The sequence below is a fragment of the Paenirhodobacter huangdaonensis genome, assembly GCF_004022465.1.
Taxonomy (GTDB): Bacteria; Pseudomonadota; Alphaproteobacteria; order Rhodobacterales; family Rhodobacteraceae; genus Rhodobacter; species Rhodobacter huangdaonensis.
Window position 1 is genome coordinate 1 of the sequence record NZ_SAVA01000019.1, and the last position, 16,234, is coordinate 16,234.

Consider the following 16,234-nt stretch of genomic DNA (forward strand, 5'->3'; position numbering starts at 1 on the left):
CGGTCTTCTGGCTCCGGATCATCTCGTCCTGGCGCCTTCCCGGGGCCTGCCCCAGTGGCCTGTGCCAAACGATCCCCGATACAGCGGCGGGCCCGCGCCGGATTTGCACCGGCTTCCCGATTCTCCCCCAGGGGGGCACCTGACGATGCCCTTATCTCGCGACCTGACGCGGCACGCAAACGGACATTCAATCTCGAGGGCTCTGGGGCAGCATTGAGAAGATCAGGCCGAGACGGCGGCATTAGCCTCACGAAAGTCTCGCAGCCGTGCCGCAAGGCGGGTTCGTGTCGATATTGTTGAAAAACTCGTCGGCGGTCTTCTCCTCGGGGCGACACTGCGGGGGATTTTGGGGAATTCACTGCATGCCGGGGGCGCACATGATCGGCCTTCCCTGCCAATCTCGATCGCGGGGGCGTTCCCGGGGCAGAGCTTGCCCAGTTTCCGGAGGTTTTTGGCGATCGCGACGAGTGTGAACTCATCCTTCGCGGCCAATGGCCCCTCTGCCGCAGACGGCCGAGACCCAGGATATGTTTTAGGTGCGCAAACAGCATCTCGGCCTCCTTGTGCCGCCTCGAGGCCCTATCATTGCAGGCAGAGGCGGAGCAGGTTCGGGCGAAGTCGCGCACGGTCTCATGACTTTCGGCAGCACGTTGCGCCCTCTATCCGGCGGTGACACTCGATATCAGCGCGACCGACCGGATGGTCGACCTCGTGTCAGAAGGCGTCGATGCCGTGGTGCGGATGGGCAGGAGAACGGCCGGGCCATCTCGGTGCCGATGCAGAGCTATCTCTGCGTCGACAATGCCGAGAGCTATGTCGCCGGCGCGCTGCATGGGCATGGGCTGTTTCAGGTGCCGGCGCGCGACGTGGCCGAGGATATCGCCGCCGGACGGCTGCTCGCGGTGCTGAGCGAGTATCGCGGTCGGATTGGATCGGGAAAAGAGTATCTTCCAGCTCCACTGCCGCGACAGCCCAGGCAATGCGGTCCTGCGCAAGAAGCCGAACGCGCTCAGGTTCAGCGCCCCCAAGATGCGTGCCGCATCGCGGGTGACCATCGTCACCTCGAGCGGCAACAGCCGCGCCACGGCCGCCTCGGGCGAACCATCACCGCGCAGGGCGCGATGCCAAATCCGCAGAGTTAAGCGCGCGCTCCATGGCAGGGCCGCTTCGGCGAGCCACCGGCGCAATTCCGGCGGCAGCCGATCGCAGGCAGACATCGGATTGCCACGCGCGCGCATCTGCAAAGAGGCGCGGGCATTTCGCGTCATGTGCTATCCTCCAGCGTGGCCGGCGGCATTTGCGTTATGCAATACCATATCACTTGTACGGCTAGCGGTTTGGGCGCGGGGCGATGGCGTGCGCTTTGGTGCCTGGACTGAATGCGCCCTTTCCCGAGGCGCTCGGCCGAGGGCCTCGATCTCGCCCCGGCCGAGGGCCCGGAAGCGGTTCACGATTGCGATGCGGGGACGGATTTCAGTGGTCTGGCATGCGCGATCCGCGGACATGCCCCGCGCGCCGAAAAGCTTCGGGTGTGTCATCTGAGCACCGCCCGCTTCTTCCCGTGGCCCCCTCAAACCATTTGAAATTCGCAGCCTCCGCAGGCCTCTCCCGCCACCTGCCAGGGGTCAGACGCCATCGCTGATCCAGCGCGCCGCCTTCTCGGCGATCATCAGCGTCGGGGCATTGGTATTGCCGCTGGTGATGTCAGGCATGATGCTGGCGTCGACGACGCGCAGCCCGTCGATGCCGCGCACCCGCAGATGACTGTCCACGACGGCCTGCGGATCGTCCTGCCGCCCCATCTTCGCGGTGCCGACCGGATGGAAGATCGTGGTGGCGATGTCGCCCGCCAGCTTGGTCAGCTCCGCGTCGCTTTCGAACTGCGCCCCCGGCTTCCATTCCTCGGGCCGGTATTTCGCCAGCGCCGGCTGGGCGAGGATCGCCCGCACCTGCCGCAGGCTTTGCGCCGCAATCGTCCGATCCTCTTCGGTGGACAGGTAGTTCGGCGCAATGACCGGCGCCTCGTCGAACCGGCCGGAGCGGATCAGCACGCTGCCGCGGCTGGTCGGGTTCAGGTTGCACACGCTGGCCGTGACAGCGGGGAACGGGTGCAGCCCCTCGCCGAAGGCATCGAGGCTCAGGGGTTGGACGTGATATTCCAGATTGGCATGGGCCCGGTCCGGCGAGGACCGCGTGAAGGCGCCAAGCTGACTCGGCGCCATGCTCATCGGTCCGCGGCGCGTCAGCGCGTATTGCAGCCCGATCCGCGCCTTGCCGAACAGGCTGCCCGCCAGCGTGTTCAGGGTCTGGGCCCCCTGCACCTTGTAGATCGCGCGGATCTGCAGGTGATCTTGCAGATTGCCGCCCACACCGGGGGCATCCAGACGCACCTCGATGCCCAACGATTTCAGATGCTCCGCCGGGCCGATCCCCGACAGTTGCAGGATCTGCGGCGATCCGATGGCGCCCGCGGACAGGATCACCTCGCCCGTTGCGCGCACGCTGAGCGCGGCGCCGCCGCGGCGCACGATCGCACCGGCGCAGCGTTGCGCCCCGTCCGGCGCGGTCTCGATCAGCAGACGCTCGACCTGCGCCCGGGTCCAGACCGTCAGGTTGGCGCGCCCCTTCACCGGGCGGAGGAACGCCTTCGCGGTGTTCCAGCGCCAGCCGGATTTCTGGTTCACCTCGAAATATCCGACCCCGGTATTGTCGCCCGAGTTGAAGTCATCGGTCGGCTCGAAGCCTGCCTCGGTCATCGCCCGCGCGACATCGTCCAGAATGTTCCAGCGGAGCCGCTGCTTTTCGACCCGCCATTCGCCGCCATGGCCATGCAGCTCGGAGAAACGACGCCGGTTGCCGGCGACGGGATCGGCGCCATCATCGAGCCGGTAGTGATCTTCATGGGCCATGAAGTCGGGCAGCGACTTCTGCCAGGTCCAGGCATCGTCGCCCACGGCCTGCGCCCAACCGTCATAGTCGCGCGCCTGACCACGCATGTAGATCATGCCGTTGATCGAGGAACAGCCGCCCAGGGTCTTGCCGCGCGGATAGCGCAGCGAGCGGCCGTTCAGCCCCGCATCCGGCGCCGTCTGATAGAGCCAGTCGGTGCGCGGATTGCCGATGCAATAGAGATAGCCGACCGGAATATGGATCCAGGGGTAGGTGTCGGGTTTGCCGGCCTCCAGCAGCAAGACCCGCTTCGACGGGTCCTTGCTGAGACGATTGGCAAGCAGGCAACCGGCCGAACCGGCGCCGATGATGATATAATCAAACATGTTGTGCGACATCTCGGCAGCTCCTGTCAGGCGGCGAAGGGGCACAGGCCCGCAGCCGGGCAGTGACGGCGCGGTCGGGCCTGTCGGCGGGCATCGCGATCGGCGACGGACAGTGCAGTTCCGTCGGCTCTGGCCCCAGAAATCCGCGTATTCCCGAGGAAACGCCCGATGTCGGCAAAGCTCATGTCACTCCTCCCTGACTCTCCCAAGACATGGGATAGCTGCAGACGGAGAGAGATTTCCAATGACTAATGAGACGATTCATTATAAGATTAATTTATATGAAAAACCTCGCAGACCTTCGCAGCTTGCAGTCCTTCGTCACCGTCGCGCGCGAAAGCAATGTCTCTCGTGCGGCGGAACGGCTGCATCTGACGCAGCCCGCGATCAGCCTGCAACTGAAGCGTCTGTCGGCCGAGACCGGGCTCAAGCTGTTCAATCGCACCTCCAGGGGGGTCGAACTGACGCGCGACGGCGCGGCCCTTCTCATCAAGGCAGAGCAGGTTTTGGCGGCGCTCGAGGATTTCCGGCAAACCGCCAACCGGATGACGGGCACCGTGCGGGGCACCTTGCACGTTGGCACCGTCATCGACCCGGATTTCATTCGACTGGGGCAATTCCTGCGGGCGGTGGCACAGACCGCGCCGGATCTGCAGACACAGCTGGCCCATGGGATGAGCGGCGATGTGCCGGTGCGCCTGTTGCGTGGCGAGATCGACGTCGGATATTTTCTGGGCGATCCGGAAGACGGACCCCCTGCCCCCGGCCCCGAGACCGCACTCAGCGAAAGCCCCTTTCAGTACCGGGCGCTGACCCGGTTCAAATACCGGGTTGTCGCCCCGGCCGGCTGGGAACAGCGCACCGCGGGCCGGGACTGGAAGGCGCTCGCGGAACTCCCTTGGATCGGAACGCCGCCGGCCTCGGTGCATAATCGTTTGCTCAGCCGGTTGTTCTCCGATCTGGGCGTGACGCAGAACCGGGTCGCCGTCGTCGATCAGGAACCCTCGATGCTGGCGATGGTGCGCTCGGGTGGCGGGCTGAGCCTGTGTCGTGAATCAGTCGCGCTGAACGAAAAGCAGATTCACGGGCTGGTCGTGGTGGATCACGCCGAAATCGAGGTGAAGCTCGGCTTCCTGACGCTTGCAAGTCGCAAGGGAGAACCCGCCATCGACCTCGCCTTCGAGCTCATCCGGAAGATCTGGAGCCTGAGCGACTGAGCGACAGCGCCGCTTCCGCGAGTGGAAGATGATGGGACCGGAGTGACGCGGACACGGTCCCCGCACCCGCGCCTTTCCGGCTCCCCGATCTCAGCGCCCCTGCCAGACCGGCGCGCGTCGCTCGAGGAAGGCCCGCGCCCCCTCCTGCGCATCCTCGCTGCCCATGATCGCGCGCAGGATGCGGGCATTCTCGGGCCACAGGGCCGCCAGCTGCGCGGCTTCGGCGGCGCGGCTCAGCCGCAGGGTCTCGGCCACCGCCAGCGGCGCATTGGCGGCGATCTCGCGCGCAAGCTCCAGCGCGACGGCGAGCCCCGCGCCCGGCTCGGCCCGGCGCGCGATCAGCCCCAGCTCCCAGGCCTCGGCCGTGTCGACCATCCGACCGGTCAGCAGGATCTCGCGCGCCCGCGCAGGCGGGATGACCGAGGCCAGCCGCAGCGCGCCCCCCGCCCCGGCGACCAGGCCGCGGATCACCTCGGGCAGGCCGAAGCGGCTGCCCTCCTCGGCGACGATCAGGTCGCAGGCGAGCGCCAGTTCACACCCGCCCGCCAGCGCCGCCCCATGCACCGCCGCGATCAGCGGCTTGGTCCGCCGCGCCTCGGTCAGCCCGGCAAAGCCGCCCGGGCCGAACAGCACCGCCTCGACCTGCCCCGCGCCGAAGGCCGCCAGATCCATGCCCGCGCAGAACACCGGCCCGGCGCCGCACAGCACCGCCACCCGCAGATCGGGGTCCGCCTCGAACCGGGCCAGCGCCTCGGCCAGCCCCGCGGCGGCCGCGCCGTCAATTGCATTGCGCCGCGCCGGCCGGTTGAGCGTGATCCGCGCCACCGGCCCCTCGACCTCGAACAAAACACCGGCTTCGGTCATTGGAGCGCCTCCGCGATCAGACGTTTGCGCAGCTCGCTGCGGATGATCTTGCCGGTGGTGGTCACCGGCAGCTCCTCGACGACATAGATTGCGCGGGGATATTCATAGGCCGCCAGACGGGTGCGGACATGGCCCGCGATCTCGTCGCGCAGGCGGGCGCAATCATCATGCCCGGCGCGCAGCTTGACGAAGGCCGCGACAATCTCGCCGCGCAGCGGATCGGGCTGCCCCACCACCCCCGCCATCGCCACGGCGGGATGCGAGATCAGGCAATCCTCGATCTCGGCGGGACCGACCCGGTAGCCCCCGGTCGAGATGATGTCATCGTTGCGCCCCTTGAACACCAGCCGCCCGTCGGGCCGGCGCAACCCGCGGTCGCCGGTCACCAGCCAGCGCCCCTCGGGCCCCGTCACGAATTTCTCGGCCGTCGCCACCGGCTGCTGCCAATAGCCCAGGAACATCACCGGATCGGGCGACAGGATCGCAATCGCGCCCTCTGCCCCATCGGGCAGCCGTTCGGCGGTGAGCTCGTCGATCACATCGACACGGTGGCCCGGCACCGGCCAGCCCATCACCCCGTTTTCCGGCGCCTCCAGCACGCCGCAGCTGGACACCACCATGTTGCATTCGGTCTGGCCGTAGAATTCGTTGATCGTCACGCCCAGCGCCTGCCGCCCCCAATCCAGCAGCTGCGCGCCCAGAGGCTCGCCGCCCGAGGCAACCGAGCGCATGTTCAGCGCCCAACCGGCACTGTCGGGGTCGGCCTTCATCATCTTCAGCGCGGTCGGCGGCAGGAAGGCGTTGCGCACGGCAAAGCGGCGGATCAGATCGGCCGCGGCCCGGGCCGAGAACTTGCGGAAGCGGCAGGCCAGCACCGGCACCCCGTGATGCAGCGCGGGCAAAAGCACATCGAGCAGACCGCCGATCCAGGCCCAGTCGGCCGGGGTCCAGATGCAATCGCCCGGCTGCGGCAGGAAATCATGGCTCATCTCGACGCCGGGCAGATGGCCCAGCAGCACCCGCTGCGCATGCAGCGCGCCCTTCGGGTTGCCGGTGGTGCCCGAAGTGTAGATCAGCAGCGCAGGCGCGCTCGAGCGGCTGTCGACCGGGGTGAATGCATCCGAGGCTGCGGCCAGTGCCGCGTCGAAATCCTGCGCCCCTTCCGCCGGCCCGTCGACGGTGAAAACCGCTTCCAGATCGGGGAGCTGGTCGCGGATACCCGCGATCATCGGCAGGCTGGCGTGATCGGTCACGAGCACCCGCGCCCCGCTGTCGCGGAGCCGGTGCAGCAGCGCTTCGGGGCCGAAGAGCGTGAACAGCGGCAGCGAGACGCAGCCCGCCTTGAACGCCGCGATATGGGCGATCACCGTCTCCCGGCGCTGCGGCAACAAGATCGCCACGCGTTCGCCCGCGGTGACCCCATCGCCGCCCAACCCGAGCCCGGTCAGCACATTGGCAAATCGGTTCGAGGCCGCGCGCAGCTCGGCAAAGCTGGTCTCGCGAGCCGGGCCATAGCCGTCTTCCCCCACCTCGATCAGGGCGATCCGGTCCGGATCGGCCGCCGCCCAGCGGTCGCAGACATCGGTGCCGATGTTGTAATAGTCCGGAATATCCCACTGAAATGCCGACACGGTCGCGGCATAGCTCTCCTTGCGAGACAGCACGCTCTCTTCTCCCCTCCTGACGCCCCGCACCGGGGCGCCCTCCTCCGCGGCAAACTGAGCGCATTCGCGCCGGGCTTGTCTATCGCCGGAAAAGTTGACGCTAGGGAAGGCAACTGGCGGTCGCGGCGCCTAGGGGATCAAAAAGCGGTGGCGTTCCTTGCGGGCGACCTGCTGCAGATATTCCGAGACGGCGCGCACCCGCGCGAGGTCTTCGGTGCTCTGGTGGCTGAGCAGCCAGACGGTGCGGGTCAGCACGTAATCCTCCACCAGAACCGGCTCCAGATCGGGGTCGTCGAGCGCCATGAAGCGCGGCAAGATCGCCAGCCCGGCGCCCTCGCGCACGGCCTCCCGCTGCGCGATCATCGAGGTCGAGGCGAAGCCCACCGGCGCGGTGATCCCGAGCTCCTCGAGGTAGCGCAATTCGTCGGAAAACAGCATCTCGGGGATATAGCCGACGAGCCGGTGGTGGCGCAGATCGCGCAGCCGTTCGGGGCGGCCATAGCGGCGCAGATAATCGGGCGCGGCAAAGAAATGCAGATGGTAATCGGTCATCCGTCGCGCCAGCAGCCGACCGCTTGTGGGCAAGGTCAAATCGAGCGACAGATGCACCTCCTGATGCGACATCTGGAACTGTCGCGAGCGCACCACCAGCGCCACGTCGACATCGGGGTTGTCGCGCTGGAACCGCGCCAGCAGCGGGGTGACGACATAGGTGCCCAGACCATCGGGCGCGCCGATCCGCACCGTGCCCGCCAGCCGCCCGGCCTCGCCCACGATCTGCTCATGCACGCGGGTGCTGGACCGCTCGACCTCCATCGCGATCGGCAGCAGCCGTTCGCCCGCCGGGGTCAGCGCGTATCCGGCCTCGTCGCGGATGAACAATTGCGCGCTGACCGACTTCTCCAGCGCCCGGATCCGGCGCGCCACCGTGGTCTGGTCGATCCCCAGCGCACGGCCTGCCGCCGTCATCCGTTTCAGGCGTGACAACGCCAGAAAAAACTTCAGATCGTTCCAGTCAAAAACTGTCTGCATTTTTGCAAAATACCTCTGCACATTTACCCATGTCAAACGGCTCCCGACCACCCTTTAATCGCGGCGAGGGGAGGTGACGGGTGCGGATCGCGCCGGTCGCCGGAGTTTTGGGAGGAAATCTAATGGTGCTGATCCGTCTGCTCGACGGGTTGAACGAGATCGTGGGCCGGGTCGTGGCCTTCGTTGCGGTCATCTTCGCGCTTATGATCATCTACGATGTGATCATGCGTTATGGCTTTAACGCGCCGACGCTCTGGGCGTTCGATCTGACGAAACAACTCTACGGTTTTTACTTCATCCTGCTCGGCGGCTATGCGCTGCGCCATCAGGCCCATGTGCGTGTCGATCTGGTGACCGAAACGCTGCGGCCGGGGCCGCGCCGGGTGGTCGAGATTCTCGGCTACCTGATTTTCTTCTTCCCGTTTGCCTGGGTGTTCGCCAGCCGCAGCTGGGATTTCGCCATGCGCTCGCTGGCACAGAATGAAACCACCTATGGCGCGATCCAGCTGCCGGTCTATCCGGTCAAGATCGCGATGGCGGTCGCGGCCGTGCTGTTGCTGCTGCAGGGCATCTCCGAGGTGCTCAAGCTGGTGCTGAACAAGCAGGAGCCGTCTCATGTCGGGTGAACTCATTGGCCTGATCATGGCCGGGCTGTTGCTGCTCGGTCTGTTCATGGGCCATCCGCTGGCCTTCGTCCTGGGCGGCACCGCGGTGCTCGGCGCGCTGATCGCGGGCAAGCCGATGGTGCTCGGCATCGTCATCAACCGGATCTTCGGCGAGGTTCTGGACAATTACATCCTGATCGCGATTCCGCTGTTCGTGCTGATGGCGCGGTTCCTGTCCGACAGTGGCGTGACCGACCGGATGTTCGAGACGCTGCGCCTGCTGATGGGGCGCGTGACCGGCGGGCTCGGGCTTGCGGTCGTGTTCATCTCGATCCTGCTGGCGGCCACCACCGGCATCATCGGCGCCTCGATCACGGTGATGGGGGTGATGGCGCTGAAGCCGATGCTGCAATACGGCTATTCGAAACGGCTGACGACCGGGCTGATCGGGGCCTCGGGGTGCCTTGGCATCCTGATCCCGCCCTCGATCATGCTGATCCTGATGTCGTCGAACTCCTCGCTCTCGGTGGGCGAGCTGTTCGCCGGCGCCATGGTGCCGGGCGTGGTGCTGGGGCTGCTCTATGCGGGCTATGTCGCGCTGGTCGCGCTCTTCCGTCCCGATCTGGCGCCGCCGGTCTCGATGGAAGAACGCGTGCCGGTCTCGCAACTGCTGCCGATGCTGCTCCTTGAGGCGCTGCCGCCGCTGGTGCTGATCTTCGGGATCCTCGGCACCATGCTCGCCGGCATCGCCACCGCCACCGAAGCCTCGGCGATCGGCGCCTTCCTGGCCCTGCTGATCGTGATCTTCCGCGGCAAGTTCGAATGGGCGACCTTCGCCTCGGCGCTGTGGGAAACCGGGCGGACCTCGGCGATGATCCTGTTCATCGTGGTCGGCGCAACCGCCTTCACCGGCGTGTTCAACATCACCGGCGGTCTGCATGCGGCGCAGAACATGATGCGCGGGCTGGACATGGAACCCTGGATGCTGATCACGATGATGATGTTCGTGATCTTCGTGATGGGGATGTTCCTCGACTGGACCGGGATCGTGCTGCTGTCCTTCCCGATCTTCCTGCCGGTCGTGCGCGAGATGGGCGTGAGCGAGCTGTGGTTCGTGGTGCTGACCGCGGTCGTGCTGCAGACCTCGTTCCTGACGCCGCCCTTCGGCTATGCGCTGTTCTACATGCGGGCGCTCGCGCCGCGCAGCATCAAGACATCGGACATCATCCTCGGCGTGATGCCCTTCATCGCCCTGATCGTGGCGATGGCGCTGGCGCTGGCGATGTTCCCGCAGCTGATCACCTGGCTGCCCGACACGCTCTACAAGACCAAATGAGAAATCTGCACTGACTGAGGAGGAGAAGTCGATGCGAACCAAGTCCCTGAAAACCGGTGTGTTCACCCTGGCGCTGATCGGCGCGGGCGTTGCGGCACAGGCCGAAACCAGCTGGCAGATGACCACCACCTGGCCGAACTCGCTCGAACTGATCGAGATGGACAAGCACTTCGTCGAGCTGGCGAACAAGCTGACCACGGGCGATCTGAAGATCGAGTTCTTCGAGGGCGGCAGCCTGGTCCCGGCGGGCGAGGTGTTCGGCGCGGTCGAGAGCGGCACGATCCAGGCCGGCGGCGACTGGCCGGGCTACTGGGCGGGGCGCGATGCGGCCTTCTCGCCGCTCGCCACCACCGCCAGCCTGTTCAACGCGGTCGACTATGTGAACTGGATCCAGCAATGGGGCGGCAAGGAGCTCTATAACGAAGTCTACGGCAAGTTCGGCATGGTCTATCTGCCCTATGCCGTGACCAACAACGAGTCGGGCTTCCACACCAAGGAACCGATCCGCTCGATCGCCGATCTGCAGGGCAAGCGCCTGCGTCTGTCGGGGCTGGAGCAGGGCCGTCTGCTCAACCAGCTGGGCGGTTCGCAGGTGTCGATGGCCGGCGGCGAGATCTATCAGTCGCTGGAACGCGGCGTGATCGACGGGGCCGAATTCTCGACCCCGAACGTCGACTGGTCGGGCGGCTTCCAGCAGGTCACGCAATACTGGGCGACGCCGGGCTGGCACCAGTCGGCCTCGGTCTTCGGCGTGATGATCAACAAGCAGGCCTGGGAGGCACTCAGCCCCGAGACCCGCGAGAAGCTGGAAATCGCGGCGGAAGCCAACCTGATGTGGTCGCTCTCCTTCACCGAACGGCGCGCCAATGACGCCTACAAGCAGTTCAAGGAAGTGAACGAGATCACCCGCATGGACGACGCGGCGCTGGCCCAGATCCAGACCATGGCCAACGCCGTGATCGAGGAGGTCGCCTGCGAGAATCCGAGCTCGGCCAAGGTCTACCTGAGCCAGCTGGAATACCTGCAGGACTACGCGAACTGGCGTACCGCCTCGGCGCCGTTCAACCTCGGCCGCGACCCGAACGGCCCGGACATCGAGAAGATCCGCGCCTGCGCCAGCAAGTAAGCGCAGCCGACACGACGGAAACGGGGCCCTCGCGGCCCTGTTTCTTTTGCGCGGGCCCTATCGACGGAGATGTTGTGCGTTTCAGTGCCTGGACTGAATAGCCCCTTCCCGTGGCCTCTGTGACAGGGATGCCGGGCATTGTTGCGCAAATCAGCATTGGGGCTGAAGCTCCCCTGTTTGATAATCGTTCAGGCGATGGCCTCGATCTCGGCCATGCCGAGGGCAGAGAAGCGGTTCATGGCTGAGCCGGTGAATGCCGCCGGTTCGAATGAACCTGCGAAGGATGCGGATCTGGATTTCGGCGGTCTGTCGATTGGGGTCTCGGGACATGATCCGCTCGCCGAGAAGCGTGACGCGGTTCATCCGGGCCTCGACCCGAGTTCGGCCGTGGGAGCCAGCCCACGTCTTCCAGAGTGCCCTTCCGAGGTGCCGCATCGCGTGCAGGATCTCGTTTCGCACCGAGGCTGCGGGGCAGTCCTCTTTCCAGGCGCGCCCGTTGCGGCGGATGGGGATGATGGCCTCGGCGCCGCGCGAGATGATCGCACCATGGCATCGTCGCGTGTCATCGGCGCCATCAGTCGTGACAGTGGCGACCTCTTCATCCTCTGGAATTTGCGCCAGCAGGTCGGGCGGCAGAGGGCTGTCCCCCTGACGGCTCGAGGGGAACTCGACCGCGCGTATGTCGCCGGTTTCCGTGTCCATGGTGATGTGGACCTTGCGCCATTGCCTGCGGCGCGATGGGCCATGCTTACGGGCCGGCCAGTCACCATCGCCCCGGAAGTTCACCCCGGTGCTCTCGACCAGAAGGTTCGAGGGCCTGCCCGAGCTGCGACAGGGGATCTGCACCCCGAGCCGCACCGGGCGTCGGCACAGCGTCGAATAATCCGGAACCGGCCAATCGAGCCCAGCCACCCGGATCAGGCTTTCGACCGGTCCGACCGTTTGTCGAAGCGGAAGGCCGAAGAGCACTTTCAGCGTGAGGCAGACCTGCACCGCCGCATCCGAGAACGCCTCAGGCCGCCCCCGCTTGCCAGTCTTTCCGGCCTGCCAGACCGTGTCGGGATCAAACCAGACCGAGAGCAAGCCCCGCTCGCGCAGCGCAGCCTTCGCCATTGGGCTCGGACCAATGGCGCCTCAATGGCCCAGTCTCCGATCTTGGCGTGCAGCGACCGCGCCGTCTCTTCGTCGACCTCGGCCTTCCTCTTGCCGCCGCGCTCGAAGATGTCCGACGCCCCTTCCTGAAGGGCTTTCTTCCATTGGTCGATCATCGTCGGATGCACCCCGTGTTGCGCGGCCAGCTCCGCCTCCAGGCACTCGTCCTTCACGACTTCCAGCACGACGCGGGCCTTGAAGCCCGCATCTTGGTTCCTGCGTTTCGACATGTTCTGATCTCCTCGTTCTTGGAGACCCGCAGACGTCAGATCGCAGCTTCCGTCACTGTCCGATTATTGGAGGGCAGCTCAATTCACTATGTGAACCCTGCTCAGCGGGAACTTTTGCAACAACGCCGGAAAGCGGCCGGAAAGAAAAACCCCGACTTCCTTTCGGAGGCCGAGGCTCTGGCTTTCGGAGGCCGAGGCTCTGGACAACCTGCTATCACAGGGATTGTTGGTTGCGGGAGGGCGCAACAGACGATCCCTGCCGAATGGGTCCGGGAATGCAAAAACCTCCGTGGCGGGGCCTACGGAGGTTTCGCAACTAGTATTGGTGGCGGGGGCAGGATCACAGAAATTCTTGCCTTTGCATCAGCAGGACTGGCACGATCCAAAATCCCTCGCAGCATAAGGCCCTTTCTTCTCACCACAAACCCCGCCAAAGTTGCGCCCACTGGCACAAAGGGCGGGTTGCCGCCAGTGAGATTGCGGTATTGCGTCCGCGGCAACTGGCGGAAGCGGCCATCCGAGCCGCGGTAGGGGATGTTGCCCCCGAGGGTCTTCTGCCGCCGCCACAGCGTGCTGAAGTCTCGCGTCAGGCGCCTTGCACCGCGCGAGGGGTAGGAAGCCGACGGGCTCCAGCACGACATGTGGTGCAGACGCGCTAACCGCCCAAGGGTGTGCTGCCGAGAACTGCAAAATCCCCCGTCATGGTTCTACCGCTGTCGCAGAGAACGGAGATTTCCATAAGCCCGGCTCTCTCACCTGAGCGGGGCGGCGTCAGAGGAAGGGACACAGCCGCCTCTCTTTGTGTGAGCGATCGAAGCCGAATGGCGGCAATGCGCTGCTAGTGTGGTTCCGGCGCAGCCGAGAGCACCACCCGCAGAGAACACTCGGATTTACCCTCGCATCACGTCGGCGATTGAGCGATGCTTAGCGAAAAGCGATACACGCCGACCGGAGAGCAAAGATTACATGATACTGCCGAGTCCGACCCATTCGAACTACACAAATCTTCTGACGGACATCGAGCGCGGTCAGGTCAAGATTCCGCAATTCCAGCGCGACTTCGTCTGGACGATGCAAAAGTCTGCCGCCCTGCTCGACAGCGTTATCAAGGGCTATCCAGTCGGCACTTTCATCTTCTGGTCGACGAAGGACCGACTGCGCAGCGTTCGCGATCTCGGCAACACGACCCTGCCGGAGCCGAAGGACGGGGAGACAGTCTCCTTTGTGCTCGACGGCCAGCAGCGCCTCACTAGCCTTTACGCTGCGCTGCGCGGAATCAAGGTCGAACGCAACTCGGGCAAGACCGACGACTTCGCCGACATGTTCATCAATCTCGACGCCGGCGAGGACGATCAGATCGTCGTGACGGAGGTCGCCGATCTCGCGGATGGAACGTGGATCAGGCTGCGCGACCTTATCCATGGCAGCTTCAAGGCGCTCGTGGCCTACCCGGCTGACTATCACGAGCGGTTGTCGGAATACCGACGCCGGATCGAGTCCTATGATTTCTCAATCATCCTCGTGAAGGACGTGCAGATCGACGTCGCCACTGAAATTTTCACGCGCATCAACGTCGGCGGCAAACCGCTTAGCGTGTTCGAAATCATGGTGGCAAAAACCTATGACGAGCCGCGCCAGTTCGATCTGGCGGAGAAGTTCGACAAGCTGGTCGGCAGGCTGGAGCCACTCGATTACGAAACCGTTTCCGACGCGACGCTTCTGCAACTTGTATCTTTGATCCTGACCAAGGAATGCAAAAAGCAGATGATCCTCAAGCTCGACAAGACCGCTTTCATCGACACCTGGCCTCGGGCCACCGATGCGTTCGAACGGGCGGTTGAGTTCCTCCGCAACAACTACCGTATCCCGGTGTCGCAACTGCTGCCGTACAAACAGCTGCTCGTCCCGTTCGCCTATTTTTTCTTCCATCACCCGGACAAGCCGTCCGCCGAGCAGCGTCCGCTGCTCGAAGATTTTTTCTGGCGCTGCTCGCTGGGCGGGCGCTACTCCTCGTCGGTCGAAAGCAAGCTCGCGCAGGACGTTCGCCGGATCGACCGCATCCTGGAAGGCAAGTCACCCGACTATGATTGGGCGGTGGACATCTCGCCCGACTTCCTGCTGGAAAACGGATGGTTCAACGCGGGACGCAGCTCGATCAAGGCGATCCTGTGCCTCTATGCCTTCCACGAGCCGAAATCGTTCAACGACGACTCAATCGTCAGCATCCGCAACTATTGGCTGAAACAGGCCAACAGCAAAAATTATCACCACTTCTTCCCACGCGCCTATCTCGGTAAGAAGAATGTCGAGGAATGGCGGATCAACAACATCCTCAACATCACCATCGTCGATGATTACCTGAACAAGCGGGAGATCCGCGCCAAGCCGCCTGCGACATATATGAAGACTTTCAAGAAATCGAATAAGGCGCTGGCGAAAACGATGGCGTCGCATCTGATTGGTGATCTGGATGACTTCGGCGTGTGGGGGAACGATTACGATAAGTTCCTCGCTGAACGGGCGAAGCTGGTCAGCGAGGAGCTGGGCAAGAGGATCATTAGCCGACAAATCGATACGGATGGTCAACCGTCACGCGACGATGACTACGAAGAGGAAGCTGTGGCTTTCGAATGAGGCGGTGCATTGATCAGTTAAGTCGGAGGTTGCCTGCTCACCTGAACGAACCCGCCGGGCGGATCACTGCGACGTCCCGACAAAACCACCACCACACCTCGGACGGCCCGGCCTCGCCCGTAACGCCGTAAATCATAGCATAGCCTGCGACGGCGGCGGGCGCAGCAAAGACCAGCGCAGCGCAGGCTACCGTAGCGAAGAAAATGCGAACACCATCGAAGCACAGGCGGTGATCCCAACGGCAATGCCGACGAAACACGAGCCGATCAGCCCGGCACAGGAAGCATTTGCCCATTTTGCCGCATCTACGCCTAACATAAAGCGCAACGCGTGCATCGCAATCGTATGGGCAAGGACGCAGAGACCGGCGAATAGCTGCGCTTAAACCTTGGCCGTCGCTGAGACCTGGAGACATGGGGGGCGGATCACGGTCTGCACAGAACAAAGGAACGAGGTGGGGGGGGGGAGGCCGGCGAAACGGCACGGCCAAGCGTCAGCGATCCCTCGCGCCTCGCCGAGGGGCCGCCCTCTCACGCAGCTCGCCCGGCGTGAATGCCCGCGAGAGTTGGGAGAGAAGGCGTAACGGGATGTTCAAAGACGCCGAATCTGAAACTTGCTTCCCGTTGCATTCTGATCGAGCGTCTCCTTTGGGGAAGCTGCAATGCAGCAGCGCCACTGGTCTGACCGTCCGGTAAGGGCCGTCAGTAAGGGCACTCAGGTGTCGGGCGCAGCACTCCCTCAACAATTCGCTTTCCTTCAGCTACCTCAGCGCCTTCGTTCGACATCTGAACAACCACGTTGCCTTCCACTTCACTGGTTTCGAGCAGCCCTGCGTCCTCAAGCTCGCGAAGTTGACGCTTCAATTGTGACGAGCTACAAGTCAGTCCAATCGCGCTTAACCAGTCAGACAGAAGGAGCTCGTTTGACCTATAGGTTGGCGCGCGAAACAGCAGCCTAAGCACAGCCAACGCCCGGTGTTCGCTGGATAGAGTCTCAAGTTGATTTTGTGCATTTTGTAGCATGCTTTCAGATTAGCTGGTCGCGACTTGCTTTGCCATCCTCCAGTAGAATTCGTAAGTCCGCTTTGACACGTTGCCTC

At 64.3% G+C, this 16,234-nt stretch carries 11 protein-coding genes, 3 pseudogenes and 1 riboswitch; of the genes and pseudogenes, 5 read left to right on the forward strand and 9 right to left on the reverse strand.

The genetic code is table 11. The features are described 5' to 3' along the window. A riboswitch (cobalamin riboswitch) is annotated at positions 1 to 158 on the reverse strand. This riboswitch is flagged as partial in the annotation. Between the two features lie 262 nt (positions 159 to 420). From EOW66_RS20970 to EOW66_RS19340, 3 genes and pseudogenes are all read right to left on the reverse strand, one after another. Beyond that, a pseudogene (locus tag EOW66_RS20970) lies at positions 421 to 641 on the reverse strand (transposase); the annotation flags it as partial. Between the two features lie 18 nt (positions 642 to 659). Beyond that, positions 660 to 1,268, reverse strand: a complete 609-nt coding sequence (locus EOW66_RS20565; protein ID WP_206363755.1) for a DUF6525 family protein — start codon at positions 1,266 to 1,268, stop codon at positions 660 to 662. Positions 1,269 to 1,625: 357 nt separating this feature from the next. Then, entirely contained in the window at positions 1,626 to 3,287 is a 1,662-nt protein-coding gene (locus EOW66_RS19340) for a GMC family oxidoreductase (protein ID WP_128157942.1), read from the reverse strand. A 296-nt stretch (positions 3,288 to 3,583) separates the two neighbouring features. Between EOW66_RS19340 and EOW66_RS19345 the strand changes: the two genes are divergently transcribed. Beyond that, on the forward strand, positions 3,584 to 4,492 hold the full coding sequence (locus tag EOW66_RS19345) for a LysR family transcriptional regulator (protein ID WP_239017650.1): 909 nt from the start codon (positions 3,584 to 3,586) through the stop codon (positions 4,490 to 4,492). A gap of 90 nt (positions 4,493 to 4,582) precedes the next feature. On the opposite strand, the gene EOW66_RS19350 is transcribed toward EOW66_RS19345, so the two are convergent. The 3 genes from EOW66_RS19350 to EOW66_RS19360 all read right to left on the reverse strand — a co-directional run bounded on the left by EOW66_RS19350 (position 4,583) and on the right by EOW66_RS19360 (position 8,052). Then, positions 4,583 to 5,356: a crotonase/enoyl-CoA hydratase family protein gene (locus EOW66_RS19350; RefSeq protein WP_128157943.1), complete on the reverse strand. Its 774-nt coding sequence runs from the start codon at positions 5,354 to 5,356 to the stop codon at positions 4,583 to 4,585. Beyond that, a complete protein-coding gene (locus EOW66_RS19355; RefSeq protein ID WP_128157944.1) occupies positions 5,353 to 7,020 on the reverse strand; it encodes an AMP-binding protein in 1,668 nt (555 codons plus the stop codon). Before EOW66_RS19355 ends, EOW66_RS19350 begins: the two co-directional genes overlap by 4 nt. A gap of 129 nt (positions 7,021 to 7,149) precedes the next feature. Beyond that, entirely contained in the window at positions 7,150 to 8,052 is a 903-nt protein-coding gene (locus EOW66_RS19360; protein WP_239017651.1) for a LysR family transcriptional regulator, read from the reverse strand. A gap of 122 nt (positions 8,053 to 8,174) precedes the next feature. Between EOW66_RS19360 and EOW66_RS19365 the strand changes: the two genes are divergently transcribed. From EOW66_RS19365 to dctP, 3 genes are read left to right on the forward strand one after another with little or no spacing between them, the layout of a single operon-like run. Further along, on the forward strand, positions 8,175 to 8,678 hold the full coding sequence (locus tag EOW66_RS19365; RefSeq protein ID WP_128157946.1) for a TRAP transporter small permease subunit: 504 nt from the start codon (positions 8,175 to 8,177) through the stop codon (positions 8,676 to 8,678). Then, positions 8,668 to 9,993, forward strand: a complete 1,326-nt coding sequence (locus EOW66_RS19370; RefSeq protein ID WP_113901977.1) for a TRAP transporter large permease — start codon at positions 8,668 to 8,670, stop codon at positions 9,991 to 9,993. The genes EOW66_RS19365 and EOW66_RS19370 overlap by 11 nt, the downstream gene beginning before the upstream one ends. A gap of 31 nt (positions 9,994 to 10,024) precedes the next feature. Next, positions 10,025 to 11,119: a TRAP transporter substrate-binding protein DctP gene (dctP, locus tag EOW66_RS19375; RefSeq protein ID WP_128157947.1), complete on the forward strand. Its 1,095-nt coding sequence runs from the start codon at positions 10,025 to 10,027 to the stop codon at positions 11,117 to 11,119. Between the two features lie 188 nt (positions 11,120 to 11,307). Here the strand turns inward: dctP and EOW66_RS19380 are convergent. Next, positions 11,308 to 12,232: pseudogene (locus EOW66_RS19380) on the reverse strand (IS5 family transposase). A gap of 125 nt (positions 12,233 to 12,357) precedes the next feature. Then, positions 12,358 to 12,501, reverse strand: a pseudogene (locus tag EOW66_RS20940) (transposase); the annotation flags it as partial. A gap of 966 nt (positions 12,502 to 13,467) precedes the next feature. On the opposite strand from EOW66_RS20940, the gene EOW66_RS19395 reads away from it, so the two are divergent. Then, a complete protein-coding gene (locus EOW66_RS19395) occupies positions 13,468 to 15,135 on the forward strand; it encodes a DUF262 domain-containing protein (protein WP_128157951.1) in 1,668 nt (555 codons plus the stop codon). Positions 15,136 to 15,836: 701 nt separating this feature from the next. Here the strand turns inward: EOW66_RS19395 and EOW66_RS20975 are convergent. Next, the gene (locus EOW66_RS20975) at positions 15,837 to 16,157 is read right to left on the reverse strand and encodes a VpaChn25_0724 family phage protein (protein WP_449295445.1); all 321 of its coding nucleotides are present in this window, start codon (positions 16,155 to 16,157) and stop codon (positions 15,837 to 15,839) included. Positions 16,158 to 16,234 lie beyond the last annotated feature (77 nt).

Excerpts from the sequence above, each read along its gene's own strand:
- EOW66_RS20565 (WP_206363755.1), bottom strand. The coding sequence starts at position 1,268 with ATGACGCGAAATGCCCGCGCCTCTTTGCAGATGCGCGCGCGTGGCAAT.
- EOW66_RS19340 (WP_128157942.1), bottom strand. The coding sequence starts at position 3,287 with ATGTCGCACAACATGTTTGATTATATCATCATCGGCGCCGGTTCGGCC.
- EOW66_RS19350 (WP_128157943.1), bottom strand. The coding sequence starts at position 5,356 with ATGACCGAAGCCGGTGTTTTGTTCGAGGTCGAGGGGCCGGTGGCGCGG.
- EOW66_RS19360 (WP_239017651.1), bottom strand. The coding sequence starts at position 8,052 with ATGCAGACAGTTTTTGACTGGAACGATCTGAAGTTTTTTCTGGCGTTG.
- EOW66_RS19365 (WP_128157946.1), top strand. The coding sequence starts at position 8,175 with ATGGTGCTGATCCGTCTGCTCGACGGGTTGAACGAGATCGTGGGCCGG.
- EOW66_RS19370 (WP_113901977.1), top strand. The coding sequence starts at position 8,668 with ATGTCGGGTGAACTCATTGGCCTGATCATGGCCGGGCTGTTGCTGCTC.
- dctP (WP_128157947.1), top strand. The coding sequence starts at position 10,025 with ATGCGAACCAAGTCCCTGAAAACCGGTGTGTTCACCCTGGCGCTGATC.
- EOW66_RS19395 (WP_128157951.1), top strand. The coding sequence starts at position 13,468 with ATGATACTGCCGAGTCCGACCCATTCGAACTACACAAATCTTCTGACG.
- EOW66_RS20975 (WP_449295445.1), bottom strand. The coding sequence starts at position 16,157 with ATGCTACAAAATGCACAAAATCAACTTGAGACTCTATCCAGCGAACAC.